This window comes from Providencia sp. 21OH12SH02B-Prov (genome assembly GCF_027362595.1).
Classification (GTDB): domain Bacteria; phylum Pseudomonadota; class Gammaproteobacteria; order Enterobacterales; family Enterobacteriaceae; genus Providencia; species Providencia zhejiangensis.
In genome coordinates, this window is the sequence record NZ_CP114796.1 from 2,670,786 (window position 1) to 2,690,800 (window position 20,015).

Genomic DNA, 20,015 nt, shown 5'->3' on the forward strand with positions numbered 1-20,015 from the left:
TGCAAAAGCTAGGGTGAATGTTGTTTCCAGCGATTGTTTTAATCAGATAAGTTTTGAGCATACTATTCATGATTGTTCGGAGAACAATATGTACAAAAAAATCTTAGTCCCCATTGATATCACAGAAAAAAATTTAGCGAACCTTGTCCTTCCTCACATTCAATACCTTTCTGAGGAAGAAAATGCTCACGTTCATTTTTTAGCCGTCATTCCAACCATTCCTTTTTATACTTCTATGGGATTTGGTTTTGCTGAAAAAGCGGATAGTGAACAAGATAAAGTGACCAATCAATTGATTGATATAATTAAAGATTTCAAATTATCAAAAGAAAAATATACGGCTCAAGTTGTCATGGGCACACCGAGAGATGAAATTTTACGTATTGCAGATCAGATACAAGCCGATTTGATTGTTATCGGCTCAAAACGGCCCGGTATGTCCACCTACTTCTTAGGTTCTACCGCCTCAATGATTATCCAAAACTCTAACATTTCTGTTTTAACTATACGTTAATATTTGCACCCACTTTATCGGTGGGTGTTAATACCTATCAGTTAACGAATAATACAATACATGGTGTTATCAACCCGTCTTTGCTGACAAGTTTCACCTCCCTACCCATGGGATATACGCCAAAATAATATTCAGAATCGTTCTACCGTCTCATCGTTTAAACTTTTCTTAACCACCTCTTTTTACAGTCATTATTCCTTACTGTAGGCACGCTAGCCTAAACTGAATACTCGACAATTCAATGTATAAGCGACCCTTATGCTGTATTTCCCGATACGGTTTCTTATATGAAACCAGAAATAACGATAAGCTCGACACAACGCACATTTTAAAACAAATATTTTACATATCCGCAACATTAGATTGACTGTTTATCGCTCAGCCCATTAGTCTGGTTTTAAATAATAAACAATGTTTTATATATGAAACAAACTGTCTTGCTGTGGAGGAAGTAATATGAGTTGGGTCGCCGTATGTAATGTCTCACAAGTACAAGAAGAATTTCCTTATTCCGCCAGAGTCAATGATGCAGAGATTGGTATTTTCTTAGTGGAAAACCAGTACTACGCCATGGAGGACGTTTGCCCCCATGCTTACGCTTTACTGAGCCAAGGTTTTGTTGAAGATGGCAAAGTTGAATGCCCACTGCATGAAGCGGTATTTGATATCAAAACAGGAAAATGTCTGCGCGAGCCTGGGGGACGTGACTTAAAAACTTATCAAACTCGCGTTAATAACAACCAAATCGAAATTAGCTTCATTGAGGAGTAGAAATGGAACCGATACAGAATTTCAACCCTTATTTACCTGCTAATCATCAGATTATACCTGCACGTGAAGGCGGTAAAGGGCAAATCCAGTCGCCTGGTACAGCACCCAATATTATTTGGCAAACTCGTTCACGGCTCCCCGATGAATACGAAGTCGCACTCATTGCCGCATTAGAGACCCTATTTGATTCCGGTATTGAGACTCTCGAACAAATCATCAGTGCACTCAATCAAAAGCACGTGTTTGATAGGCAAGGCCAACCATGGAATGAGGCAAGTTTCCGCGAATTTCTCCAAGTAAATGGGTATTAATTCACTGCCGCTAGCGCAGAAATAATAATAAAGAATGATACCGCTGATAACAGGAAGCAAATTATGACAACTAATACACAACCTCAGAACTATCAAGATTATTTAGACATTGGCCTTAGAGGCCAGTGGTACCCTGTTTTATCCAGCTGGGAAGTCACCAGTAATCCGATCGGAATTACTCGCTTAGAAGAGCAAATTGTTTTATGGCGAGACCAACAAGGTCAAATTCACGCATTGGAAGACCGTTGCCCACATCGCGGCGCTCGTTTATCGATGGGATGGAACCTTGGTGAACGTATCGCTTGCTGGTATCACGGTGTTGAGGTGGGAGGTGATGGCGTTGTTAAAGATGTGCCGGCTGTTAATCAATGCCCATTAGAAGGCCAAAAATGCCTAAAAACTTATCCAGTTCAAGAGTGTCATGGCGCGATTTTTCTTTATTTCGCCATCGCCGATGAAACACCACCGCAGCTCGCATTCCCTGAAGAGCTTGCTGATAGTGAAAACCATAGCCACTTTTTATGTACTGCAACTTGGCATTGTAATTATCAATATGCACTGGAAAACGTCATGGATCCAATGCATGGCACTTATTTACACTCCTCTTCACATTCCATGGCTGACGGTGACAAACAGTCTGAAATGATCTTAGAACCGACCCAAAATGGTTTTATCTTTCGCAAAAATGACCAAATGGGTGTCAATTTTGACTGGGTAGAGTTCGCGAGCACCGGCGCTAATTGGCTTCGACTCTCTATCCCTTACCAAAAGCGTTTCGGGCCCGGTGGCCATTTTTGGATTATCGGTATGGTCGTGCCTGAAGATAGAGACAATACCCGAGTCTTCTTCTGGCGTATCCGTAAAGTTAAAGATTGGCAACGAGATCTTTGGCGTTTTATGTACCGCAACCGCCTAGAGGGCTTGCACTGGGATGTTTTAGAACAAGACAGAGTTATTCTTGAAAATATGGCGCCTAATGCACGTCAGCGTGAATTCCTCTACCAACATGATGTCGGGTTATCGCGTCTTCGTCGAATTATGCAACGTGAAGCCAAAAAACAATTTGACCAAATCTACAAAGAGGAAACGTCAAATGCATGATTTGTTGGCAGGCAAACGTATTGTGATCACCGGCGCAGCGAGAGGGCTAGGGTTTGATTTTGCCAAAGCGATTGCTCAACAAGGAGCGCAAGTGGTGCTTTGCGATATCCTCAGTGATCGCTTGCAACAAAGCGTTGCTCAGCTACGTCAAGAAGGTTTGGCTGCCGATGGATTGACTCTGGATATTGCCGATCCCAAAGCGATAGAGGATGTATTCCAGACTATTGGTCAGCAAGGCAAGATAGACGGCTTGATTAATAACGCAGCCCTCGCAACAGGCGTAGGGGGTAAGACATTAGAAGAGTACGACCTAGAGTTATGGGATCGTGTTATGACGGTCAATGTGAAAGGAACTTGGCTCGTGACCAAAGCCGCGCTGCCTTTTTTGCGCCAGAGTAACAATGCCAAGATCGTGAATATCGCCTCCGATACGGCATTATGGGGTGCCCCTAAACTCATGGCTTATGTTGCGAGCAAAGGAGCCATTATCAGCATGACACGTTCTATGGCAAGAGAGCTGGGTGAACAACGAATTTGTGTCAATGCTATCGCCCCTGGGTTAACCAAAGTTGAAGCCACCGAATATGTTCCTGTGGAGCGCCACCAGCTATACGAAAATGGGCGAGCTCTTCAAGGTGAACAAAAACCTGAAGACGTCACTGGTACGGTTTTATATTTGCTGTCACCGCTGGCCAATTTCGTCACTGGGCAACTCATCCCTGTGAATGGTGGTTTTGTATTTAACTAAAGGCGCCGCTTTAATGCGGGGAGGTTAAGGATTTGAGTTCAACATGCAAGTATTTGATCCCGGGTCTGGAAAAAGGATTGCAGCTTTTGTTACTCCTCGCACAACAGCACCGCGAGCTAACCTTCGCTGAGATTTTACGCCTAGTTGATATGCCAAAGGCCACTGCTTATCGCGCGATACAGACGTTAGTACATTTAGATTTTATTGAGCAACACCCACGCACTGGGGCTTTTTCACTTGGTCGCAAAGTACTTAGCTTAGGGTTGGGCTATATCGCGTCACTGGATCTTACACAATTAGGTCAGCCCATTATTGAACAATTGCGTGACCGTAGCCAATGTAACAGCCATTTAGTCATACGTGATGGGCGTGACATTATTTACATTGCTCGGGTCAGTGGCGCAGAGTCAAAAATTAACCATGTCAGCGTGGGAACACGTTTATTAGCTCATCGAACATCGCTTGGACGTATGTTACTCAGTGGATTGAGCCGAGAGGAATTTGATGCTCTCTACCCCGATGATGAATTACCGGATGATGCAGGCAGTAAACAAGCGTTTTGGGCAATGATCCAAGCGGATAGATTACGTGGCTACGTGATTGGAGAATCATTTTATCGCCGAGGCATCTCCTCGATTGTTTATCCTGTTTTCAATCGTGATAACGGTGTGGAAGCTGTGATCAGTATTATGGTTCCTATGGATACCATCCCTGTACAGGAACGACAACGGCTACAGAATGAAGTGAGCAGCGCCGCGCAAAAACTTACTGAGTTTATAGGTGGTATGACATCCGCTAAAGCGATATAGCGTTACCCATAAAAAAATCAAACATTAGGTTTATTGCCATAAGCCTCGGGTTTCTGCTTGCCCAAAATCAAGGTGGGCAATAACAAATGCATACATAGAGGGTCAAATTATGTCAGTCATTGGTATTGAAAAATTAGAATTTGGTGTGGATAACATTGCCGATTGTCAGCAATTTTTACAGGATTTCGGTCTGCAAGCATCACCCAATACCCCTTCTTATTTTACAACACTGTCCGGTGCTAGCGTGACATTATCAGCCATTGATGATCCCCGCTTACCCACCCCATTTGAATCCGGTTCGACCTTACGCCGAATCACTTGGGGCGTGAATACTCGTGCAGAACTTGAACACATTATTCAACAAATCGAAAACAGCCCAAATTTCCAATTGACGCCTGATGGCGCACAATGCCTTGATCCTAATGGAATGACTGTCGCTTTTTGTATCACGCAACAACAACAAGTCTCCGTTGATATTTCGCCCATCAACCAATGGGGGGATATTCGTCGTATTGATGCACCAAGCCCTGTTTACGACAAAGCCACCCCTATTAATATTGGTCATGTCGTCTTTTTTGTTGATGACCTAGCAGCAACAGAAGCGTTTTATTGCGATAAGCTCGGTTTTCAAGTCTCTGATCGCTATATCGATCGTGCCGTTTTTTTACGCACGCAAGTTAATGGCTGCCATCACAATTTATTTTTACTCAAACTCCCTCATCGTGGGCGTGGCTTGAATCACGTAGCCTTCACCGTTCGCGATATCCACGAGGTTATTGGCGGCGGTCTCGCAATGAATCGGCAACAATGGAGCACCTTTATCGGTCCCGGTCGTCACCCTATTTCGTCAGCCTATTTCTGGTATGTCAATAGCCCAACTGGCGGGGCTTTTGAGTACTACACCAATGACGATTATTTAACCGAAAAATGGCAACCACGTGAACTTGAACACTCCCTCGTTTCCTTTACCGAATGGGCTGTGGAAGGCGGTATCGACCATGAAACTCGTCGACAAGTGAAAAAAGGTCAGGGGTGAAGCGATGAAACCATTAATTGAAGGCGGTATCGTGATTATCGGTGGTGGACAAGCCGGAGGCTGGGCAGCCAAAACATTACGGGACCAAGGTTATCAAGGGCGTTTATCCGTTATTAGTGATGAACCACATGATTTCTATGAACGACCGCCGTTATCAAAAGCAGCCCTTGTTCAAGAAAACACCACATTATCACGTCTATTCAGTGAAGAAGAAACCAAGGCGTTAAATTTAACGTGGTATCGCCCTATTCGGGCCACTGGCATTGATAGCGAGAAAAAACAGGTTCAACTCAGTGATGGACGCGGCTTAACATTTGATAAGCTATTGATTGCTACAGGCGGGCGGCCTCGCTACCTTTCCTCTGCTTGGCAGTCCCACCCACGAGTATTTGCCCTTCGCTCTTGGGATGACGGGCAAAAATTACGCCGCGCGCTATTATCAGCCAAAAAAATTGCCATTATTGGTGGTGGATGGATAGGCTTAGAAGTCGCTGCCTCCGCACGCCTAATGGGGATCGATGTCACTATTTTTGAACGCCAAGAGCGTTTATGTCAGCGAAGTGTGCCCAGCAGCGTATCAAACGCATTAGCCCTACGCCACCAACAAGCTGGCGTGAATGTTATTACCGATTGCGGTGAAATTTTACTTGATGAAAATACAGACGAACTCTGTATTCGCTGTGCAAAACGGCCTAACCAATCATTTGACCTTGCCGTCATGGGAATTGGTGTTGAATTAAATCTTGAATTAGCGGCTCAGGCAGGCCTTGAATTAACCCATGGCATCGTTGTCAACGGACAGGGGCAAACCTCACACCCTGATATTTATGCCGCTGGCGATGTCGCTTGTCACCCCACATTATCCCTTTGTTTGCAATCTTGGGCTTATGCACAGAACCAAGCCATTAGCACCGCAAAGGCCATGCTTAACCACCATAGTGAAGGGTTTAATGAGCTCGCGTGGCTATGGTCAGACCAATACCAAGATAATATCCAGATTTTAGGAGTCCCTACTTCACAGGCAACCCAACATATTCAACGAATAACGCCAACGTCCGAAGTGCATTTTTCACTGAATAATGACAATGAATTAGTTCAAATGGTCGCATTTAACGATGCTCGCACCATTAAATTAGGCAAAAGGTGGATGCAAAACAGCCGTCAATTATCCCCTTTAGAGCTAGCTGATCCTCAATTTTCACTCATGTCACTGAAGTAAATGTACAGACAGGAGACATACTATGGCAAATCAATCAATATCTGTGCCCTCAGTGACACAAACCGGTGAAACAGCTACCCAACACACAGAAAAAGTGAATTGGCTCATCCCAATCGCTCTATTTTCCTGTGTATTGCTAGCCTTTTTCGACAAAATCAGCATCGCCGCTTTATTTTCTGATGAACAATTCCAAAAAGCATTAGGGATTGATTTTGATCCAACTCGTCTTGGATTGTTGATGAGTGCTTTTCTGTTTTCTTATGGTATTTCATCCATGCTACTCAGTGGTATTGGCGATAAATTTCATCCAACAAAAATGCTACTGTTTATGATTAGCAGTTGGTGTATTTTGATGATTTTTATGGGCTTTACCCATCACTACACAACGATGGTTGTCTTACGTGTCTTACTGGGCATTGCTGAAGGCCCCTTACTGGCGATTTCTTATGCCATTGTTCGTCGCACCTTTCCACAAAAAATGCAAGCAAGAGCGACAATGCTTTGGTTATTAGGTACACCGATTGGTGCCGCACTCGGTTTTCCTATTTCTATCTATTTACTGCACAGTTTTGGCTGGCAAAGCACCTTTTTTGTTATGGCGGCTTTCACGGTGCCTGTGTGGTGGCTTGTCGTTATTGGTATTCGCCACCCTAATTTAGTCAATCAACACGCTAAAAAAGTTGATGGAAAAGTATCCATTACCGAACTTGCTGAAGCCAAAACACAACGCAACATCCTCTTACGCAATAGCCATTTTTGGATTATCTGCTTATTTAATATTGCGTTCCTCGTTTATCTATGGGGAATGAATGGCTGGTTACCCAGTTATTTAATCAAGGGTAAATCCATCAATTTAGAGCATGCAGGGATCCTTTCTTCTCTCCCCTTTATCGCCATGTTGTTTGGTGAAGCGATAGGCGCATGGCTTTCAGATCGTTATGACCGTCGCGCTCTGGTTTGCTTTATCTCATTGCTAGGCGCCGTCGCTGGATTGGCAGGCGTGTTATTCCTAAGTACGACCTACAGCATCATTTTAATGATGGCTTTTAGCATGTTCATGTGGGGGGCGGGAGCACCCAATATTTTTGCACTACTCGCCAAAGCCACACAGAAACAAGTCAGCGCACTCGCTGGTGGCATATTTAATGGACTCGGCAATCTTGCTGGCGCGGCAGCACCGTTATTGATGGGGGTATTAATCACACTGACCCACGATATGGATAGCGGCCTACTATTTATCGTCATTATCGGTTTAATCGGTAGCGTCTTGTTGCTACCTATCATCAAAAAATACTGATTTTACTACTCAATATCCGGAGATATCACTATGTCACAACAAGCCCAAATAAAACCACAAGACACCTCGATGGCAGATTGGGTTGAATCACGCATCGCCCGCTTCGAAGGTCGTAAATATGATTGGAACGCGTTGAAATTTCAGGCTGATTTTGATCCCAAATATCGCCGTGCACAAATGCGCTACATCGGTACAGGCGCGACAGGTGTTGCTAACGATGTAAATACCGTTCCCGCTGAAAATTTTACCTTTTCAACAATGGTTCTTCCCTCAAAATGTGAGGGCCCTCTTCACTTACACCCTGATGTTGAAGAGGTTTTCTTCATGCTAAAAGGAACAATTACCCTATTCATTAAGGATGGTGATGAAGAATATGAAACGATACTTAAAGAGCGCGACCTGATTTCAGTTCCAGCAGGTATTTATCGCGGCCTATTCAACCATGGTGAAGAAGAAGCATTAATGTGCGTCATGATTGGTACACCAAAACCTGCGATTCCAACCTATCCAGACGATCATCCATTATCAAAAGTGAAACGTGGTTAACAGGAGAATTGAGTGATGAAACTGCCTATTGAACAATTGCCAACTATTCGGTCCGCTGATTTTGGTCAATATCATGTTAACTGGCGTGAAGCAGGTGAAGGAGAAACTATCATTTTACTTCACGGTATCAGCTCTGGATCTGCATCGTGGATTTATCAACTGGCGGATTCATCACTGACTCAACAATACCGACTACTCGCATGGGAGGCGCCGGGTTACCTCAATAGTCTAGCCCTGACGACCGACACACCAACAGCTAACGATTATGCAGAGGCATTAGTGGCTTTGATTGACGGTTTAGCTATTTCGCAAGTGGTGCTCGTTGGTCATTCCCTTGGTGCCATTATAGCCAGTGCATTTGCGGCAAAATACCCACAGCGTATTAAAGGATTACTATTAGCTAACCCAGCGCAAGGTTATGGAACTAAAGACAAAACGGAACAAAAACAAGTTTATGAACAAAGACAGACTATCGTCTTCAATTCCGGTATTGAAAATTATGCGCAACAACGTGCAGCCGCCTTGTTAAGCCCAACAGCCAGTGAGCAACAAATAGATTGGGTTAGGCAGACGATGCGTAAACTGAATCCTAAAGGATTCTTAGCGGCGGCTTGGATGCTGGCATACGATGATATTAATCGTTATCTCAGCCATTATTCTGGTCCGCTCCAGATGCTAGTAGGCCTTGATGATACCATTACGCCGCCTCAAAAAGTCCAAGCGATCGCTCAACAACAAGGTTGTTCACTCGTCTATATCGAACAGGCTGGACATGCAAGCTATCTCGATGCATCTCAGCCATTTAATCATTACCTGAAACAATTTTTGGCGACTCTGCCGTTGTAGAAGTTTAATTAAGGAAAGCGCTATGAATTTACAGCTAAAAAATCGTGTTGCCGTCGTCACCGGTGGCAGTTCAGGGATTGGATTATCAACCGTTCAATTATTGCTCGAAGAGGGATGTAAAGTGGCTTTCTGTGGGCGTAATCAAGACAAATTGATGCAAACACTCACGATGTTACAAGCTGATTATCCACAAGCGGAGCTTCTTGCTGTCTGCTGTGATGTTATGGATAAAACACAAACAGAAGCCTTTGCACAACAAGTACAGTCGCACTTTGGCCAAGCTGATTTACTGATCAATAATGCGGGACAAGGGTATGTCGCTCACTATGCCGACACGCCCGAAGAGGCATGGTTACACGAGGCCCAACTAAAATTATTTGGTGTCATTAACCCCGTTAATGCATTTATGACATTATTGGAGCAATCTGAGATTGCCTCCATTACTTGTGTCAATTCACTGTTAGCCTTACAACCAGAACCTCACATGGTAGCAACCTCTGCTGCACGTGCAGCATTACTCAACCTCACTCTAAACCTATCAAAAACCCTCTTACCAAAAGGCATCCGTGTGAATTCTATTTTGCTCGGCATGGTTGAATCAGAGCAGTGGCGGCGCCGTTTTGAACAGCGCAGTGATAAAAGTCTTAATTGGGAAAGTTGGATTGGCGAGATTGCCCAAAAACGCGGTATTCCAATGCAACGCCTTGGTAAACCTGAAGAGCCAGCTAGAGCTCTCGTCTTTTTAGCTTCACCAATGACTTCTTTTACCTCAGGTGCGGCATTGGATGTTTCAGGTGGTTTCTGCCATCACATTTAAAGGAATTATGATGAAAACATTAATGCTGATCGGATATGGTGCAATGGCCAATGAAGTAATTAGTCGCTTACCCAAAGGCATTGAATTGCGTTGGATAGTGGCAAGAGAACATCATCATCCTGATATCCAACAACGCTTTCAAAACCGTGTGACGCCACTCAGCTCGCCGACTCAGGCCATACAACAACCTGATTTGGTTCTAGAGTGTGCAAGTCAACAAGCTGTAAAACAATATGCTGCCAAAATATTAGAAAAGGGGTGGACACTCGCGATTATTTCAACCGGTGCTCTTGCTGATGCGCAATTCGCTGACACTCTCCGTCATCAAGCTCACCAGCATCAAGGCACATTGATACCCTTATCAGGTGCGGTTGCTGGATTGGATGGCCTACGCTGCGCAAAAGAAGCCACGATCAATCAAGTGACCTACCAATCAAGAAAGAGCCCTGCCAGTTGGCGTAATGGCCCTGCTGAAAATTATATCGACCTTGATGCGGTTTCCGAACCGACGGTGTTTTTTAGTGGAACTGCACGAGAAGCGGCGTTGAAATTTCCTGCCAATGCCAATGTCGCAGCAACTGTCGCTCTTTATGGTATTGGCATGGATGAGACTAAAGTTGAGTTAATGGTTGATCCAATCACCACCCAAAATAGTCATCGCATCGATGTCTCGGGGGATTTCGGCCATTTTTGTATCGAACTAAACGGTAATCCGCTGCCTTTAAATGCCAAAACATCTTTGTTATCAGCATTAAGCGCCGTCGAAATTTGTCGTCGCATTGCAGAACAAAAAGCCATTATCTGACTGGAGTAGGACCATGAAAAAAATCGATATCTTTGTCGGGGGAAAATGGCAACTAGGCCGTGGTCACGAAATGCATTCACGTTTCCCTGGTGATCAACATATTGTTGCAACACTTAACAGCGCCAGTTTAGACGATGTTGAAGAGGCTGTTCTCGCCGCAGATAACGCATGGCGTGACCCCGCTTGGCGCTATATGCCCGCCCACCAGCGAGCCGCAATTCTGCTGAAAGTCAGTGCACTCATTGAAGAACGCGCTGAGGAATTAGTACGTTTACAAACTCTCGATAACGGTAAACCATGGGCAGAAGCCCGTGGCTTAGTAATGAGTGCAGCGGCAACAGCGCGCTATTTTGCCGCCGTTTGTGAGGTCAGTGGTGGCGAATTACCCCCTCGCCGCCAACCTGATATGATGACATTAAGTACCTACCAACCTCTTGGCGTCATCGCTGCGATAACCCCATGGAACTCCCCTATTGCCAGTGATATGCAAAAAATTGCTCCAGCAATAGCGGCGGGAAATGCGGTGATATTAAAACCAGCGGAAGCAACCCCATTAATTTCGTTAAAACTAGCCGAATTATTTGAAGAAGCCGGATTGCCCTCAGGGCTACTCAGCGTGTTGCCCGGTAAAGGCTCTGTTGTGGGTGATGCCCTTGTTCGTCATCCATTAGTCAGAAAGATATCCTTTACTGGTGGTACCAATACCGGCAGACAACTCGCTCATATCGCTGCTGACAAATTGATCACCACCTCATTAGAGCTTGGAGGCAAATCACCTACCATCGTCTTAGAAGATGCGGATCTCGATCTTGCTGCACGTGGTGTTTGCTACGGCATCTTTAGCTCGATGGGTCAAGCATGTATCGCAGGCTCTCGACTCTTTGTTTCACGTGCAATTTATCAACCGTTTTTAGAAAAGTTAACTGCACTCACACAACAATTAATTATTGGCGACCCCCGTCAAGAGCGTGTGCATGTTGGCCCATTAATATCACCAGCGCATCGAGAAAGTGTAATGCGCTATGTCGCTCAAGCAATAACAGAAGGCGGTAGTATCCGCTTGGGCGGAACAATACCTCAAGACCCTCACTTACAAGAAGGTAATTATTTCTTACCGACCATTATTGAAGGACTAAATAATCAAGCTTCTGTATGCCAAGAAGAAATATTTGGTCCTGTATTAGTCGTGATCCCTTTTGATAATGAAGCGGAGTTGATAGAAGAAGCCAACGACTCACTTTATGGCCTCGCAGCAGGTATTTGGACTAAAGACTATACACGTGCATTTAAACTCGCGGATGCATTAGATGTTGGCACCGTTTGGATCAACACCTACAAAGTTTTCTCCATTTCAACACCTTTTGGTGGGTTCAAAGAGAGCGGACTCGGTAGAGAAAAAGGCTTAGAAAGCCTAAAAGCTTATATGCAACAAAAAAGTATTTTTCTGGCACTAAACCCACAACCAAACCGTTGGTGTGAATAAATGACCATTGATATGCAGCCCTACACACGTCGCTGTTAATTGGTTATCAAATTCTTAAGGAGAACACTATGCATGAGACAATCACGGTTGGCGAGGCGATCGCCAGAACATTAGAACAATATCAAGTTAGCACTGTTTATGGCGTTATCTCAATCCACAATCTCCCCATTGCCGATGCCATTGGTCGACGAGGCCTTATTGATTTCACACCTAGTCGTGGGGAAGCGGGAGCCGTTACCATGGCTGATGCACATAGCCGCTTTACAGGATTAGGCGTTGCCTTAACCAGCACAGGTGCGGGTGCGGGGAATGCTGTAGGCTCGATGATTGAAGCAATGAACGCGTGCTCACCACTCATTCACATAACTGGGCAAGTTGAAAAAGCCTATCTCGACATGGATGCTGGCTTTATTCATGAAACACGTGATCAACTCGGTTTTTTAAGAGCCAGTTCTAAACAGGCTTTTCGTGTTCACAGCGCTGCCCAAGCAGTCGCAATTTTGCATAAAGCGATTCAAGTGGCTCAAACCATCCCTTGCGGACCTGTTTCTATCGAAATTCCTATTGATATTCAAAATACCCCCGTTCCCTTATCAATACTCAGTACTCCCCTGACCACTCAACCGCTACCCACCGCAACCACAGATCAAGTTGATGCGATTTGGCAAAGATTACAACATGCACAACGCCCTTTATTATGGATTGGAGGCGGCGCTCTCCATGCTTCAGCAGCGGTTAAAAAACTAGCCGATTTAGGCGTCGCCGTGATAAGTAGTACCCATGGTCGAGGCATTTTATCTGATGACCATCCATTCAGTTTACGGGCTTTCCATAATGCGGATTCAATTGATAAATTAATGCGCACTTGTGATATCACACTCGTTGCAGGTTCACGATTACGCAGCAATGAAACCAAAACCTGGTCATTGCCATTACCGCAACCTTTAATTCAAATTGATATTGATCCTCAAGCGACCAATCGCAACTATAGTGCAGACCTTGTCGTTACCGCGGATTGCCACAGCATTCTAAGTGCATTGGCTGAAAGACTTGAAAAAGCGAATAGTGTGATTTCACCGCAATGGCGACAACAAGTACAAGAGGCGACTCATTTAGCAGAACAACAACTTAGAGAACAGTGTGGCCCCTACAGCCAACTCAGTGATGCCGTCGAACACGCCTTACCGACTCAAGGTATCTTTGTTCGAGATATTACAGTTTCGGGTAGTTTATGGGGGAGCCGATTATTAAAGGCCACTCAACCACGGCATAATATACATTCGTTAGCTGGAGCTATAGGCCTTGGTTTAGCCATGGCGATTGGCAGTGCCAAAGCCAACCCACAAATTCCAGTTATTGGTTTAGTCGGTGATGGTGGTTTGATGTTAGGTGTCGGTGAACTCGCCACCATGGCCCAAGAACAATTACCCATTGTCTTAATTATCATGAACGATCATGGATACGGTGTTATGCGCGGGATCCAAGAAAAATATTTTGCTGACCGCCAATATTATAATGACCTACTGACACCTTCATTCACTCGATTAGCCGAATCAATGGGAATTAAAGCATTAACTATTGATAAAGCAGACGATTTTAAGTCAACTTTACAGCTTGCCGTCGACTTAAAACAACCTGTTGTTATCGAGGTTTTAATGGAAAATATTGGTAAAATGAATTTCTCTGGGCCTCCTCAGAAAAAGTTATTTTAATCATTTATTATTAACGTTATTCATCTACAACGATTTCTGATGATCACACCATAGAGTGAGTCTTATAGTCTCACTCTATTTTACTTAATTGATGGATTTTTAGCTTTTCTGTATGTTACACAGCCTAATGTGGTTCGTTTAAAATAGCTGGTATATGTTAAAACTTAAATTAATCAAGATATTATAAGAGTAAAAATGGGTTGTTTAGATTCACTTTAAACGTTCTCAATACTGAAAGATGAAAAATCGTTTAAAATAATCATCATTTATACTGCCCCAAAGTAACACCACATAAATAACCTTTATTTTAAAGTTATTTTTGTTTGTCAGATTACAATATTCTAAATAAAGATCTAAAAGGAATATAACCGCTAAAACATGTCACATCGTTTGATGGATAACATAACGCATCAACCACAGCGCTTTGAAGGTACAGAAAATACGGTCAATGTCGCCCTACATGCTGAAAAATTAACATGAAATTTTTACACTTTATGCAACCCCGTAGCGGTTCTCAATAAAGTTGAGCGACAGATATTACCTAGTTGAGTATCTTCTTTTATCGTAAAAAGTTATCTCTTTTCTAGCCGTTTCTCGACCATAAAAAGCCTTCGGTTTACTCGCATAATTAAGATATAAGGTTACAAATATTTACCTATTTTATTTCACTGTCATTAAAGGTAGATGTTATATTATGAGTAATAGGAAAACAAACACCTCTGCTATAGTAATAATTTTTAAGGGAATATAATGAAAAAATATTTACTACCCATTAGCCTCTTCATCAATCTCGTTTTACTTATCGCTATTATCGTGATGGCAACACTATTTTTTAACTTAAAAGGCAAAATTGATACAACGGTTGCACAAATAAAAAATGGTCAATATGCTGAATTAATTAAAGATAATACAGCCAAATTAATTCCTGAGGGGCTAAAGCGCATCGATACAATTCAACCTGGCCAAAGTCAGTGTGCCTATTTCTACCAAAATATAGACTCAATAACTGAATATTTAACAGCAAACCCAACAATTGCTGGTGCTGAGACCTATATTAAACAATTAAATAATTTAAAAAAATCAGCAGAAAAAGCCCCTTCTGCACTCAAAGAAACAGCGTGTGAAAAAGGTGTTTCAACGATTAATTATATCAGTGAAAAAATATCTACAGTGACAGATTGATGACTCTAGCCCTTTACTATTAGTATCAGCGATCTAAATTCAACCTCAAATAGCGCCAGACGATTAAAGCCAACAGGGGGAGCACCCGCTGATTGGCTTTTTTGTACCGCAATAAGCCCAGCATTATCAATGCCATTGTATCGCTCTTCTCAGCAAAACCCACATTAAACAATCCGCTATCTTCACCACCCTATATCGAATTAAAAATTCACAATCAATTCATATGTAAAATAAGTTAAATTTGCTATAGGGCCAATTGACCTTAACCTTAGGGGAAGCTTTATGGTTACTTCCGTTTAATCTATCATTTCATAAGGACATTACCATGAAAAAAATACTTCCTATCGCCACACTTATTGCCGCTAGCGTTTCATTGAGTGCTTTCGCTAACTCAGGTCATTCAATGCATATGTCTTCTTCAACAACAAATGAAATGCAGAAGGAGTTAAACCAATCTATGGATAAAATGCATTCAGATATGGCCAAAAGCATGAATGAACAAAATGCAGATGTCGCCTTTGCTCAAGGCATGATCGCTCACCATTTAGGGGCAATAGAGATGGCTAAAATTGAACTAAAATATGGTACAGATCCTGAAATGAAAAAACTCGCAGAACAAATCATTAATGCCCAAGGCCCAGAAATAGAGCAAATGCAAAAGTGGTTAGAAAAAAATAAAGATGAAAAGTAATAGACATTATCTTTATCACTAAGAGTCCAATAAGCGAGTATTAATCGTAGTATCCATTTAAGAGTGTTTATCTAAAAAACCAATAGTGGCTATTTATCTCTCGCTTTAATTAGATTTCTGCGTGTTTAATCACTGAGTCACCAAGACGTATGCCTAAGGCATATTGAAAACAATAAAGCCCCCATTTAATTTATCTAAATTAAACGGGGGCCATAAAATAATTATTGAATCGCTAACCCACTATTTAAAGTTAATTAATCAAAAACATCATTAATAATTGTAGTCACGATTGCTGTACTCAACGCTATTAATACTAAGTCATTACCTACAATATTCCATTCATATCCTGGATAATGTGGCAATTGAAGTAGCATGGATTGAGGAACGGCTTTCTTAGCAATTCCCGGAGGCAATGGTTTACCTCTTGCGAAATTTTTGGCGATACCCGGCGGTAAGGCATTATAACCTGTAATACCACTATCTAAAGCCAATGCTCTCGCTTCATTGTATGTCAACGCCACTGATAAGGTATTATTTTTATCTGAAGAAGCATCATGCCTTTTATCTTTACCGTTCCCCTGATTACTCTTATTTCCTTTATTTTTAGGGTGCTCTTTATTTTGTCCATGACCTTGGCCACCATTTGGCTCCGCGTAAGAGACGTACGGCGCTAATGATAAGCTTGTCGCTAAAATCAATAGGCCTGACAATTTAGTCATTTTATTCATGATGATACCCTCATTGACGCTGTAGCATCCAAAATACACCTCAATAGACCTTGCCTCTATAGGTAATATTCCTAGAATAAAGCCCTAATTAAAGAATATTATCATCCATAACCCTGACATAGTACATTAATGCAGTCATTTACTCTAAAATCGGCAGCTAACCAAGTCTGATTTATAAAGTGAATATATCAATAAGACTAACAATATCATTTTGTGCTGATTACGTTAGCCTATTACCCTACAATTGACACACCCAAATTTAGTCACATAAAATCAGACTAACCTTGTTTAAATATCTTTAACAAAGACTAACGCGCTTTAAATATCATTTTTAGAAATCGTAATGAAAGCCATACTTAATTTATTATTTAATGTCCCTAAGCAACGTGCATAAATTGGAATAAGTGTTGGATTTTCTAATTGTAGTATAATGTTTGAATAAGTCTCACCTCGCTGAATAGGCTCTTGCACTCGTACGGTGCCACTGCTTATGACATCCTGACAAGCAAATTCGATAACTGTTCCATCCATAATAGCGTCATTACTTGCCGCTTCTTCTTTACTGAAGATATAGGCGTGGCTATAGATTTGATTCATTAATATCGCTTTTTCTGGTAGAACTCTCTCCACCGTATTTTTCTGGGATAGAAATTTTTCAAACGAATCATCTAACCAATCATGATAAACTGCGGTTACTTGCATATCATATAAGTTTAATAATTCGTTCACTTCCTCAATAACTAATGACATAAGTTGCTGAAAATCTTTGTCATCCAGCATTTCTTTTGGTAGATGTTTACCGTGAAAGTAGATTTGGACAGAGTTATGACCTGATTGCCTTGCAACTAAAATTGATTCTCTAAGTTTTTGAGTAGGTCCATCAGCCATATTAACAACTAGGATGATACTTTCTTGGCTAAATGCCTGTTTAACATCTTGAATTAGCGAATTACTAACTTTAGGTGCCACAAATTTTTTGTTCGGGAACGCATTAACTAAATTGTAGCGGTAATCATCCCCAAGAAGCATAACAGAATTGACAGATGAAAATGCTAAGGATGAAAATAACAATCCTCCTAAGAATACAACGAACACCTTCATGGAAACCAACACCTATGACGAGATAATCTCTACAGTTTCTTTGATATCATGCTCTGCTACAGAAACTGCCCCCACCACTATATACTAACAATATAAACGAAAGAGTAAATCGTGATAACCGTTTATTTCATCAAGGATTTCGTCTCCTCTGATCATATATTGCTCTTAATATACCAAACACTTTAAAAGTGTAAATTAAATTATCTTTTTTATTTATATTACCTTATCAATAACATTGTCTTTCATTCACTAAAATAGTTCAAAACAGTACATTCCATTCAGTATTTGGTAACATATTCTTGTTATGCAATTAATTAAAACTACTGTACTATACTTATCACATTCTCCCCCTACGAGAGAATGCATTGATTACTGGATTTTCCCTGTAATGCTGATTTTAAGCTTCGCCCCAATATATCTTGGGGCTATTTTTTACTATTTATATCAATAGCAATGTTATTTAGCGAATATTTACAAATACGCTAAACATTATCTAAATCATAACAACTAAAACGTAAATTTGACTATTATTAAATAATATCATTCTATTTATTAGGTTACGTATTTGATGTGCAGTATTATTTACTGCTCTATTGATAGATTCTTTTGATATATTATCTTCAGCTTTAACTATTAATGGGATGATATCTCACAAACAACACTAGCGACTATAAATTCCCATTTTTATGATTATGGTATATTTCACTTATTTAAAACACCAACAAGCTACCTATACGGCAGTGGATCGTTTTGGTTACCATTGGCTCATAAAAAGCCATTTCTAAGCTGCCTACACGGCAGTGAACACCTAAGTTGTGCCTCTGTGCCGCCCTAGCGCTTTCTAAGCTGTTTATACGGCAGTGAACACATTCTTAGCGGTTTTGCGTAAAAATTCATTTTTCTAAGCTGCCTATACGGCAGTGAACTATTGACATCGCCGGCGGCGAGCACATATTGCTTTCTAAGCTGCCTATACGGCAGTGAACTGATAGCATCGCTGCAATTGCAGAAGCCTTAGTTTCTAAGCTGCCTATACGGCAGTGAACCATTGGCGATGGGTGGTGCTGCGATGGCTCTTTTTCTAAGCTGCCTATACGGCAGTGAACTTTTCTTAGGATCCGCGCATCAGCAGAACTCTTTTCTAAGCTGCCTATACGGCAGTGAACTTTAATATACTCGCCTATATATCTTTTTGCTCTTTCTAAGCTGCCTATACGGCAGTGAACGTAATGCTTATGGTTCAAGAGAGAGTTATACATTTCTAAGCTGCCTATACGGCAGTGAACTAACAAGGAAACCAGAAATACCAATAAAGATATTTCTAAGCTGCCTATACGGCAGTGAACGTCACTATCTGTAAACGGTACTGTTTCAGAGTTTTCTAAGCTGCCTATACGGCAGTGAACTTATCAATGATTTCTTTTAATTTTTTTCCGATTTTCTAAGCTGCCTATACGGCAGTGAACTTACTGGCATTGAGCGAGTACAGAATGAAGAATTTCTAAGCTGCCTATACGGCAGTGAACGCGAGCTTATCAAATAAAAAATAAGTTACAACAAACAGTTAGTGATATTTTAGAGAAAATACCTTCTTTTTACCGTTAATTGTAACTCATTGTTTTATAATTTTATTTTTAAAGAGCAAAATAATAAGGTTAAAAATGAGGAACTGTCGCTAACTCAACATCTCTTCCGACTTGCTGACTTAATCCATAACAGTTAAACCCACCTAATTGTGCTTTTCCCGCAGAAATACAGCGAATAAATAACGGAAACGGGCGATGAATTGCTCCTTCATATTTAGATTTACTCTGTTGACTCTCCATCCAGATAAAAGGCAATCGACTAAATTCATTAACCTGATTTTTCCTCAACACATGTAAGCAAACTTCCGCAGGCTGCCCCGATTTTATTGAGAGAAATTGCGCTTTCTTTTGTATATCCAGTTCAGTCCGTTTTTTACCTTTCACATGTTGTCGTACATAACTGACTGGTATGGCATTTTCTGGTACTGTCAGAATCGACTTAACATGCACATAATCAGATAACCGTGCTAGCCAATGATTGACATTGAGCTGGGCAAGCATAGCTTCTGTATTTGCCATCAATCGTATCTTTTTACCTAAACGAAACCCGACACTTCCATATTCAGGAAAAGCAACAGCAACCTCACTATGACCCGTTTCAGACTTATTTTCTACCAATGCGATATGTATTTGTTGGTAAACCCTTTGCCATAGAAAGTCCAACGGTATCGTCGAATCAGGTAGTAGTGTAATCTCCTGATAATAGTTCATA

The 20,015-nt window shown here is 41.7% G+C and carries 20 protein-coding genes and 1 CRISPR repeat array; of the genes, 17 read left to right on the forward strand and 3 right to left on the reverse strand.

What is annotated here, in order from left to right; translation table 11 throughout:
- The first annotated feature begins 88 nt into the window (after window positions 1-88).
- The 17 genes from O7C57_RS12610 (at window position 89) to copM (ending at window position 15,888) form a co-directional block, all read left to right on the forward strand.
- On the forward strand, window positions 89-514 hold the full coding sequence (locus tag O7C57_RS12610) for a universal stress protein (RefSeq protein ID WP_154621904.1): 426 nt from the start codon (window positions 89-91) through the stop codon (window positions 512-514).
- Window positions 515-970: 456 nt separating this feature from the next.
- On the forward strand, window positions 971-1,285 hold the full coding sequence (locus tag O7C57_RS12615) for a Rieske (2Fe-2S) protein (protein ID WP_154621905.1): 315 nt from the start codon (window positions 971-973) through the stop codon (window positions 1,283-1,285).
- 2 nt (window positions 1,286-1,287) lie between these two features.
- The gene (locus O7C57_RS12620; RefSeq protein WP_154621906.1) at window positions 1,288-1,596 is read left to right on the forward strand and encodes a recombinase-like helix-turn-helix domain-containing protein; all 309 of its coding nucleotides are present in this window, start codon (window positions 1,288-1,290) and stop codon (window positions 1,594-1,596) included.
- Window positions 1,597-1,659: 63 nt separating this feature from the next.
- Window positions 1,660-2,697 (forward strand): aromatic ring-hydroxylating oxygenase subunit alpha, encoded by a 1,038-nt coding sequence (locus O7C57_RS12625; protein ID WP_154621907.1) that lies wholly within the window; start codon window positions 1,660-1,662, stop codon window positions 2,695-2,697.
- Window positions 2,690-3,445: an SDR family oxidoreductase gene (locus tag O7C57_RS12630; protein ID WP_154621908.1), complete on the forward strand. Its 756-nt coding sequence runs from the start codon at window positions 2,690-2,692 to the stop codon at window positions 3,443-3,445. The genes O7C57_RS12625 and O7C57_RS12630 overlap by 8 nt, the downstream gene beginning before the upstream one ends.
- Before the next feature lie 32 nt (window positions 3,446-3,477).
- The gene (locus tag O7C57_RS12635) at window positions 3,478-4,254 is read left to right on the forward strand and encodes an IclR family transcriptional regulator (RefSeq protein ID WP_154621909.1); all 777 of its coding nucleotides are present in this window, start codon (window positions 3,478-3,480) and stop codon (window positions 4,252-4,254) included.
- Window positions 4,255-4,363: 109 nt separating this feature from the next.
- Complete coding sequence (locus tag O7C57_RS12640) at window positions 4,364-5,290, forward strand: VOC family protein (RefSeq protein WP_154621910.1); 927 nt, start codon at window positions 4,364-4,366, stop codon at window positions 5,288-5,290.
- Between the two features lie 4 nt (window positions 5,291-5,294).
- A complete protein-coding gene (locus tag O7C57_RS12645) occupies window positions 5,295-6,509 on the forward strand; it encodes an NAD(P)/FAD-dependent oxidoreductase (protein WP_154621911.1) in 1,215 nt (404 codons plus the stop codon).
- Between the two features lie 22 nt (window positions 6,510-6,531).
- Window positions 6,532-7,806 (forward strand): MFS transporter, encoded by a 1,275-nt coding sequence (locus O7C57_RS12650; protein WP_154621912.1) that lies wholly within the window; start codon window positions 6,532-6,534, stop codon window positions 7,804-7,806.
- Between the two features lie 30 nt (window positions 7,807-7,836).
- Entirely contained in the window at window positions 7,837-8,352 is a 516-nt protein-coding gene (locus tag O7C57_RS12655; RefSeq protein WP_154621913.1) for a cupin domain-containing protein, read from the forward strand.
- 15 nt (window positions 8,353-8,367) lie between these two features.
- Complete coding sequence (locus tag O7C57_RS12660) at window positions 8,368-9,198, forward strand: alpha/beta fold hydrolase (protein WP_154621917.1); 831 nt, start codon at window positions 8,368-8,370, stop codon at window positions 9,196-9,198.
- A 22-nt stretch (window positions 9,199-9,220) separates the two neighbouring features.
- On the forward strand, window positions 9,221-10,015 hold the full coding sequence (locus O7C57_RS12665; RefSeq protein ID WP_269723199.1) for an SDR family oxidoreductase: 795 nt from the start codon (window positions 9,221-9,223) through the stop codon (window positions 10,013-10,015).
- Window positions 10,016-10,025: 10 nt separating this feature from the next.
- A complete protein-coding gene (locus tag O7C57_RS12670; protein WP_154621918.1) occupies window positions 10,026-10,820 on the forward strand; it encodes an aspartate dehydrogenase in 795 nt (264 codons plus the stop codon).
- Between the two features lie 13 nt (window positions 10,821-10,833).
- Window positions 10,834-12,303, forward strand: a complete 1,470-nt coding sequence (locus O7C57_RS12675) for an aldehyde dehydrogenase (RefSeq protein ID WP_269723200.1) — start codon at window positions 10,834-10,836, stop codon at window positions 12,301-12,303.
- A gap of 68 nt (window positions 12,304-12,371) precedes the next feature.
- Window positions 12,372-14,015: a thiamine pyrophosphate-binding protein gene (locus tag O7C57_RS12680; protein WP_269723201.1), complete on the forward strand. Its 1,644-nt coding sequence runs from the start codon at window positions 12,372-12,374 to the stop codon at window positions 14,013-14,015.
- 750 nt (window positions 14,016-14,765) lie between these two features.
- Window positions 14,766-15,197, forward strand: coding sequence for a hypothetical protein (locus O7C57_RS12685; RefSeq protein WP_154621785.1), 432 nt, complete (start codon window positions 14,766-14,768; stop codon window positions 15,195-15,197).
- Between the two features lie 325 nt (window positions 15,198-15,522).
- Complete coding sequence (copM, locus tag O7C57_RS12690; RefSeq protein ID WP_269723202.1) at window positions 15,523-15,888, forward strand: CopM family metallochaperone; 366 nt, start codon at window positions 15,523-15,525, stop codon at window positions 15,886-15,888.
- 254 nt (window positions 15,889-16,142) lie between these two features.
- Here copM and O7C57_RS12695 read toward each other — a convergent pair whose 3' ends face one another.
- From O7C57_RS12695 to cas6f, 3 genes are all read right to left on the reverse strand, one after another.
- Entirely contained in the window at window positions 16,143-16,616 is a 474-nt protein-coding gene (locus tag O7C57_RS12695) for an anti-virulence regulator CigR family protein (protein WP_154622574.1), read from the reverse strand.
- Between the two features lie 318 nt (window positions 16,617-16,934).
- Window positions 16,935-17,717, reverse strand: coding sequence for an elongation factor Tu (locus O7C57_RS12700; RefSeq protein WP_269723203.1), 783 nt, complete (start codon window positions 17,715-17,717; stop codon window positions 16,935-16,937).
- A gap of 778 nt (window positions 17,718-18,495) precedes the next feature.
- Window positions 18,496-19,243: a CRISPR direct-repeat array (repeat unit 28 nt; unit sequence TTTCTAAGCTGCCTATACGGCAGTGAAC).
- Window positions 19,244-19,372: 129 nt separating this feature from the next.
- Window positions 19,373-20,014, reverse strand: coding sequence for a type I-F CRISPR-associated endoribonuclease Cas6/Csy4 (gene cas6f / locus O7C57_RS12705; RefSeq protein WP_154623419.1), 642 nt, complete (start codon window positions 20,012-20,014; stop codon window positions 19,373-19,375).
- Between the last annotated feature and the right edge of the window lies 1 nt (window position 20,015).

What these genes read in the sequence shown, in the direction of transcription:
- O7C57_RS12685 (WP_154621785.1), top strand. Translation starts at nt 14,766, where the DNA reads ATGAAAAAATATTTACTACCCATTAGCCTCTTCATCAATCTCGTTTTA.
- O7C57_RS12625 (WP_154621907.1), top strand. Translation starts at nt 1,660, where the DNA reads ATGACAACTAATACACAACCTCAGAACTATCAAGATTATTTAGACATT.
- O7C57_RS12650 (WP_154621912.1), top strand. Translation starts at nt 6,532, where the DNA reads ATGGCAAATCAATCAATATCTGTGCCCTCAGTGACACAAACCGGTGAA.
- O7C57_RS12655 (WP_154621913.1), top strand. Translation starts at nt 7,837, where the DNA reads ATGTCACAACAAGCCCAAATAAAACCACAAGACACCTCGATGGCAGAT.
- O7C57_RS12670 (WP_154621918.1), top strand. Translation starts at nt 10,026, where the DNA reads ATGAAAACATTAATGCTGATCGGATATGGTGCAATGGCCAATGAAGTA.
- copM (WP_269723202.1), top strand. Translation starts at nt 15,523, where the DNA reads ATGAAAAAAATACTTCCTATCGCCACACTTATTGCCGCTAGCGTTTCA.
- O7C57_RS12615 (WP_154621905.1), top strand. Translation starts at nt 971, where the DNA reads ATGAGTTGGGTCGCCGTATGTAATGTCTCACAAGTACAAGAAGAATTT.
- O7C57_RS12620 (WP_154621906.1), top strand. Translation starts at nt 1,288, where the DNA reads ATGGAACCGATACAGAATTTCAACCCTTATTTACCTGCTAATCATCAG.
- O7C57_RS12675 (WP_269723200.1), top strand. Translation starts at nt 10,834, where the DNA reads ATGAAAAAAATCGATATCTTTGTCGGGGGAAAATGGCAACTAGGCCGT.
- O7C57_RS12640 (WP_154621910.1), top strand. Translation starts at nt 4,364, where the DNA reads ATGTCAGTCATTGGTATTGAAAAATTAGAATTTGGTGTGGATAACATT.
- O7C57_RS12680 (WP_269723201.1), top strand. Translation starts at nt 12,372, where the DNA reads ATGCATGAGACAATCACGGTTGGCGAGGCGATCGCCAGAACATTAGAA.
- O7C57_RS12700 (WP_269723203.1), bottom strand. Translation starts at nt 17,717, where the DNA reads ATGAAGGTGTTCGTTGTATTCTTAGGAGGATTGTTATTTTCATCCTTA.
- O7C57_RS12660 (WP_154621917.1), top strand. Translation starts at nt 8,368, where the DNA reads ATGAAACTGCCTATTGAACAATTGCCAACTATTCGGTCCGCTGATTTT.
- O7C57_RS12630 (WP_154621908.1), top strand. Translation starts at nt 2,690, where the DNA reads ATGCATGATTTGTTGGCAGGCAAACGTATTGTGATCACCGGCGCAGCG.
- cas6f (WP_154623419.1), bottom strand. Translation starts at nt 20,014, where the DNA reads ATGAACTATTATCAGGAGATTACACTACTACCTGATTCGACGATACCG.
- O7C57_RS12665 (WP_269723199.1), top strand. Translation starts at nt 9,221, where the DNA reads ATGAATTTACAGCTAAAAAATCGTGTTGCCGTCGTCACCGGTGGCAGT.
- O7C57_RS12645 (WP_154621911.1), top strand. Translation starts at nt 5,295, where the DNA reads ATGAAACCATTAATTGAAGGCGGTATCGTGATTATCGGTGGTGGACAA.
- O7C57_RS12695 (WP_154622574.1), bottom strand. Translation starts at nt 16,616, where the DNA reads ATGAATAAAATGACTAAATTGTCAGGCCTATTGATTTTAGCGACAAGC.
- O7C57_RS12610 (WP_154621904.1), top strand. Translation starts at nt 89, where the DNA reads ATGTACAAAAAAATCTTAGTCCCCATTGATATCACAGAAAAAAATTTA.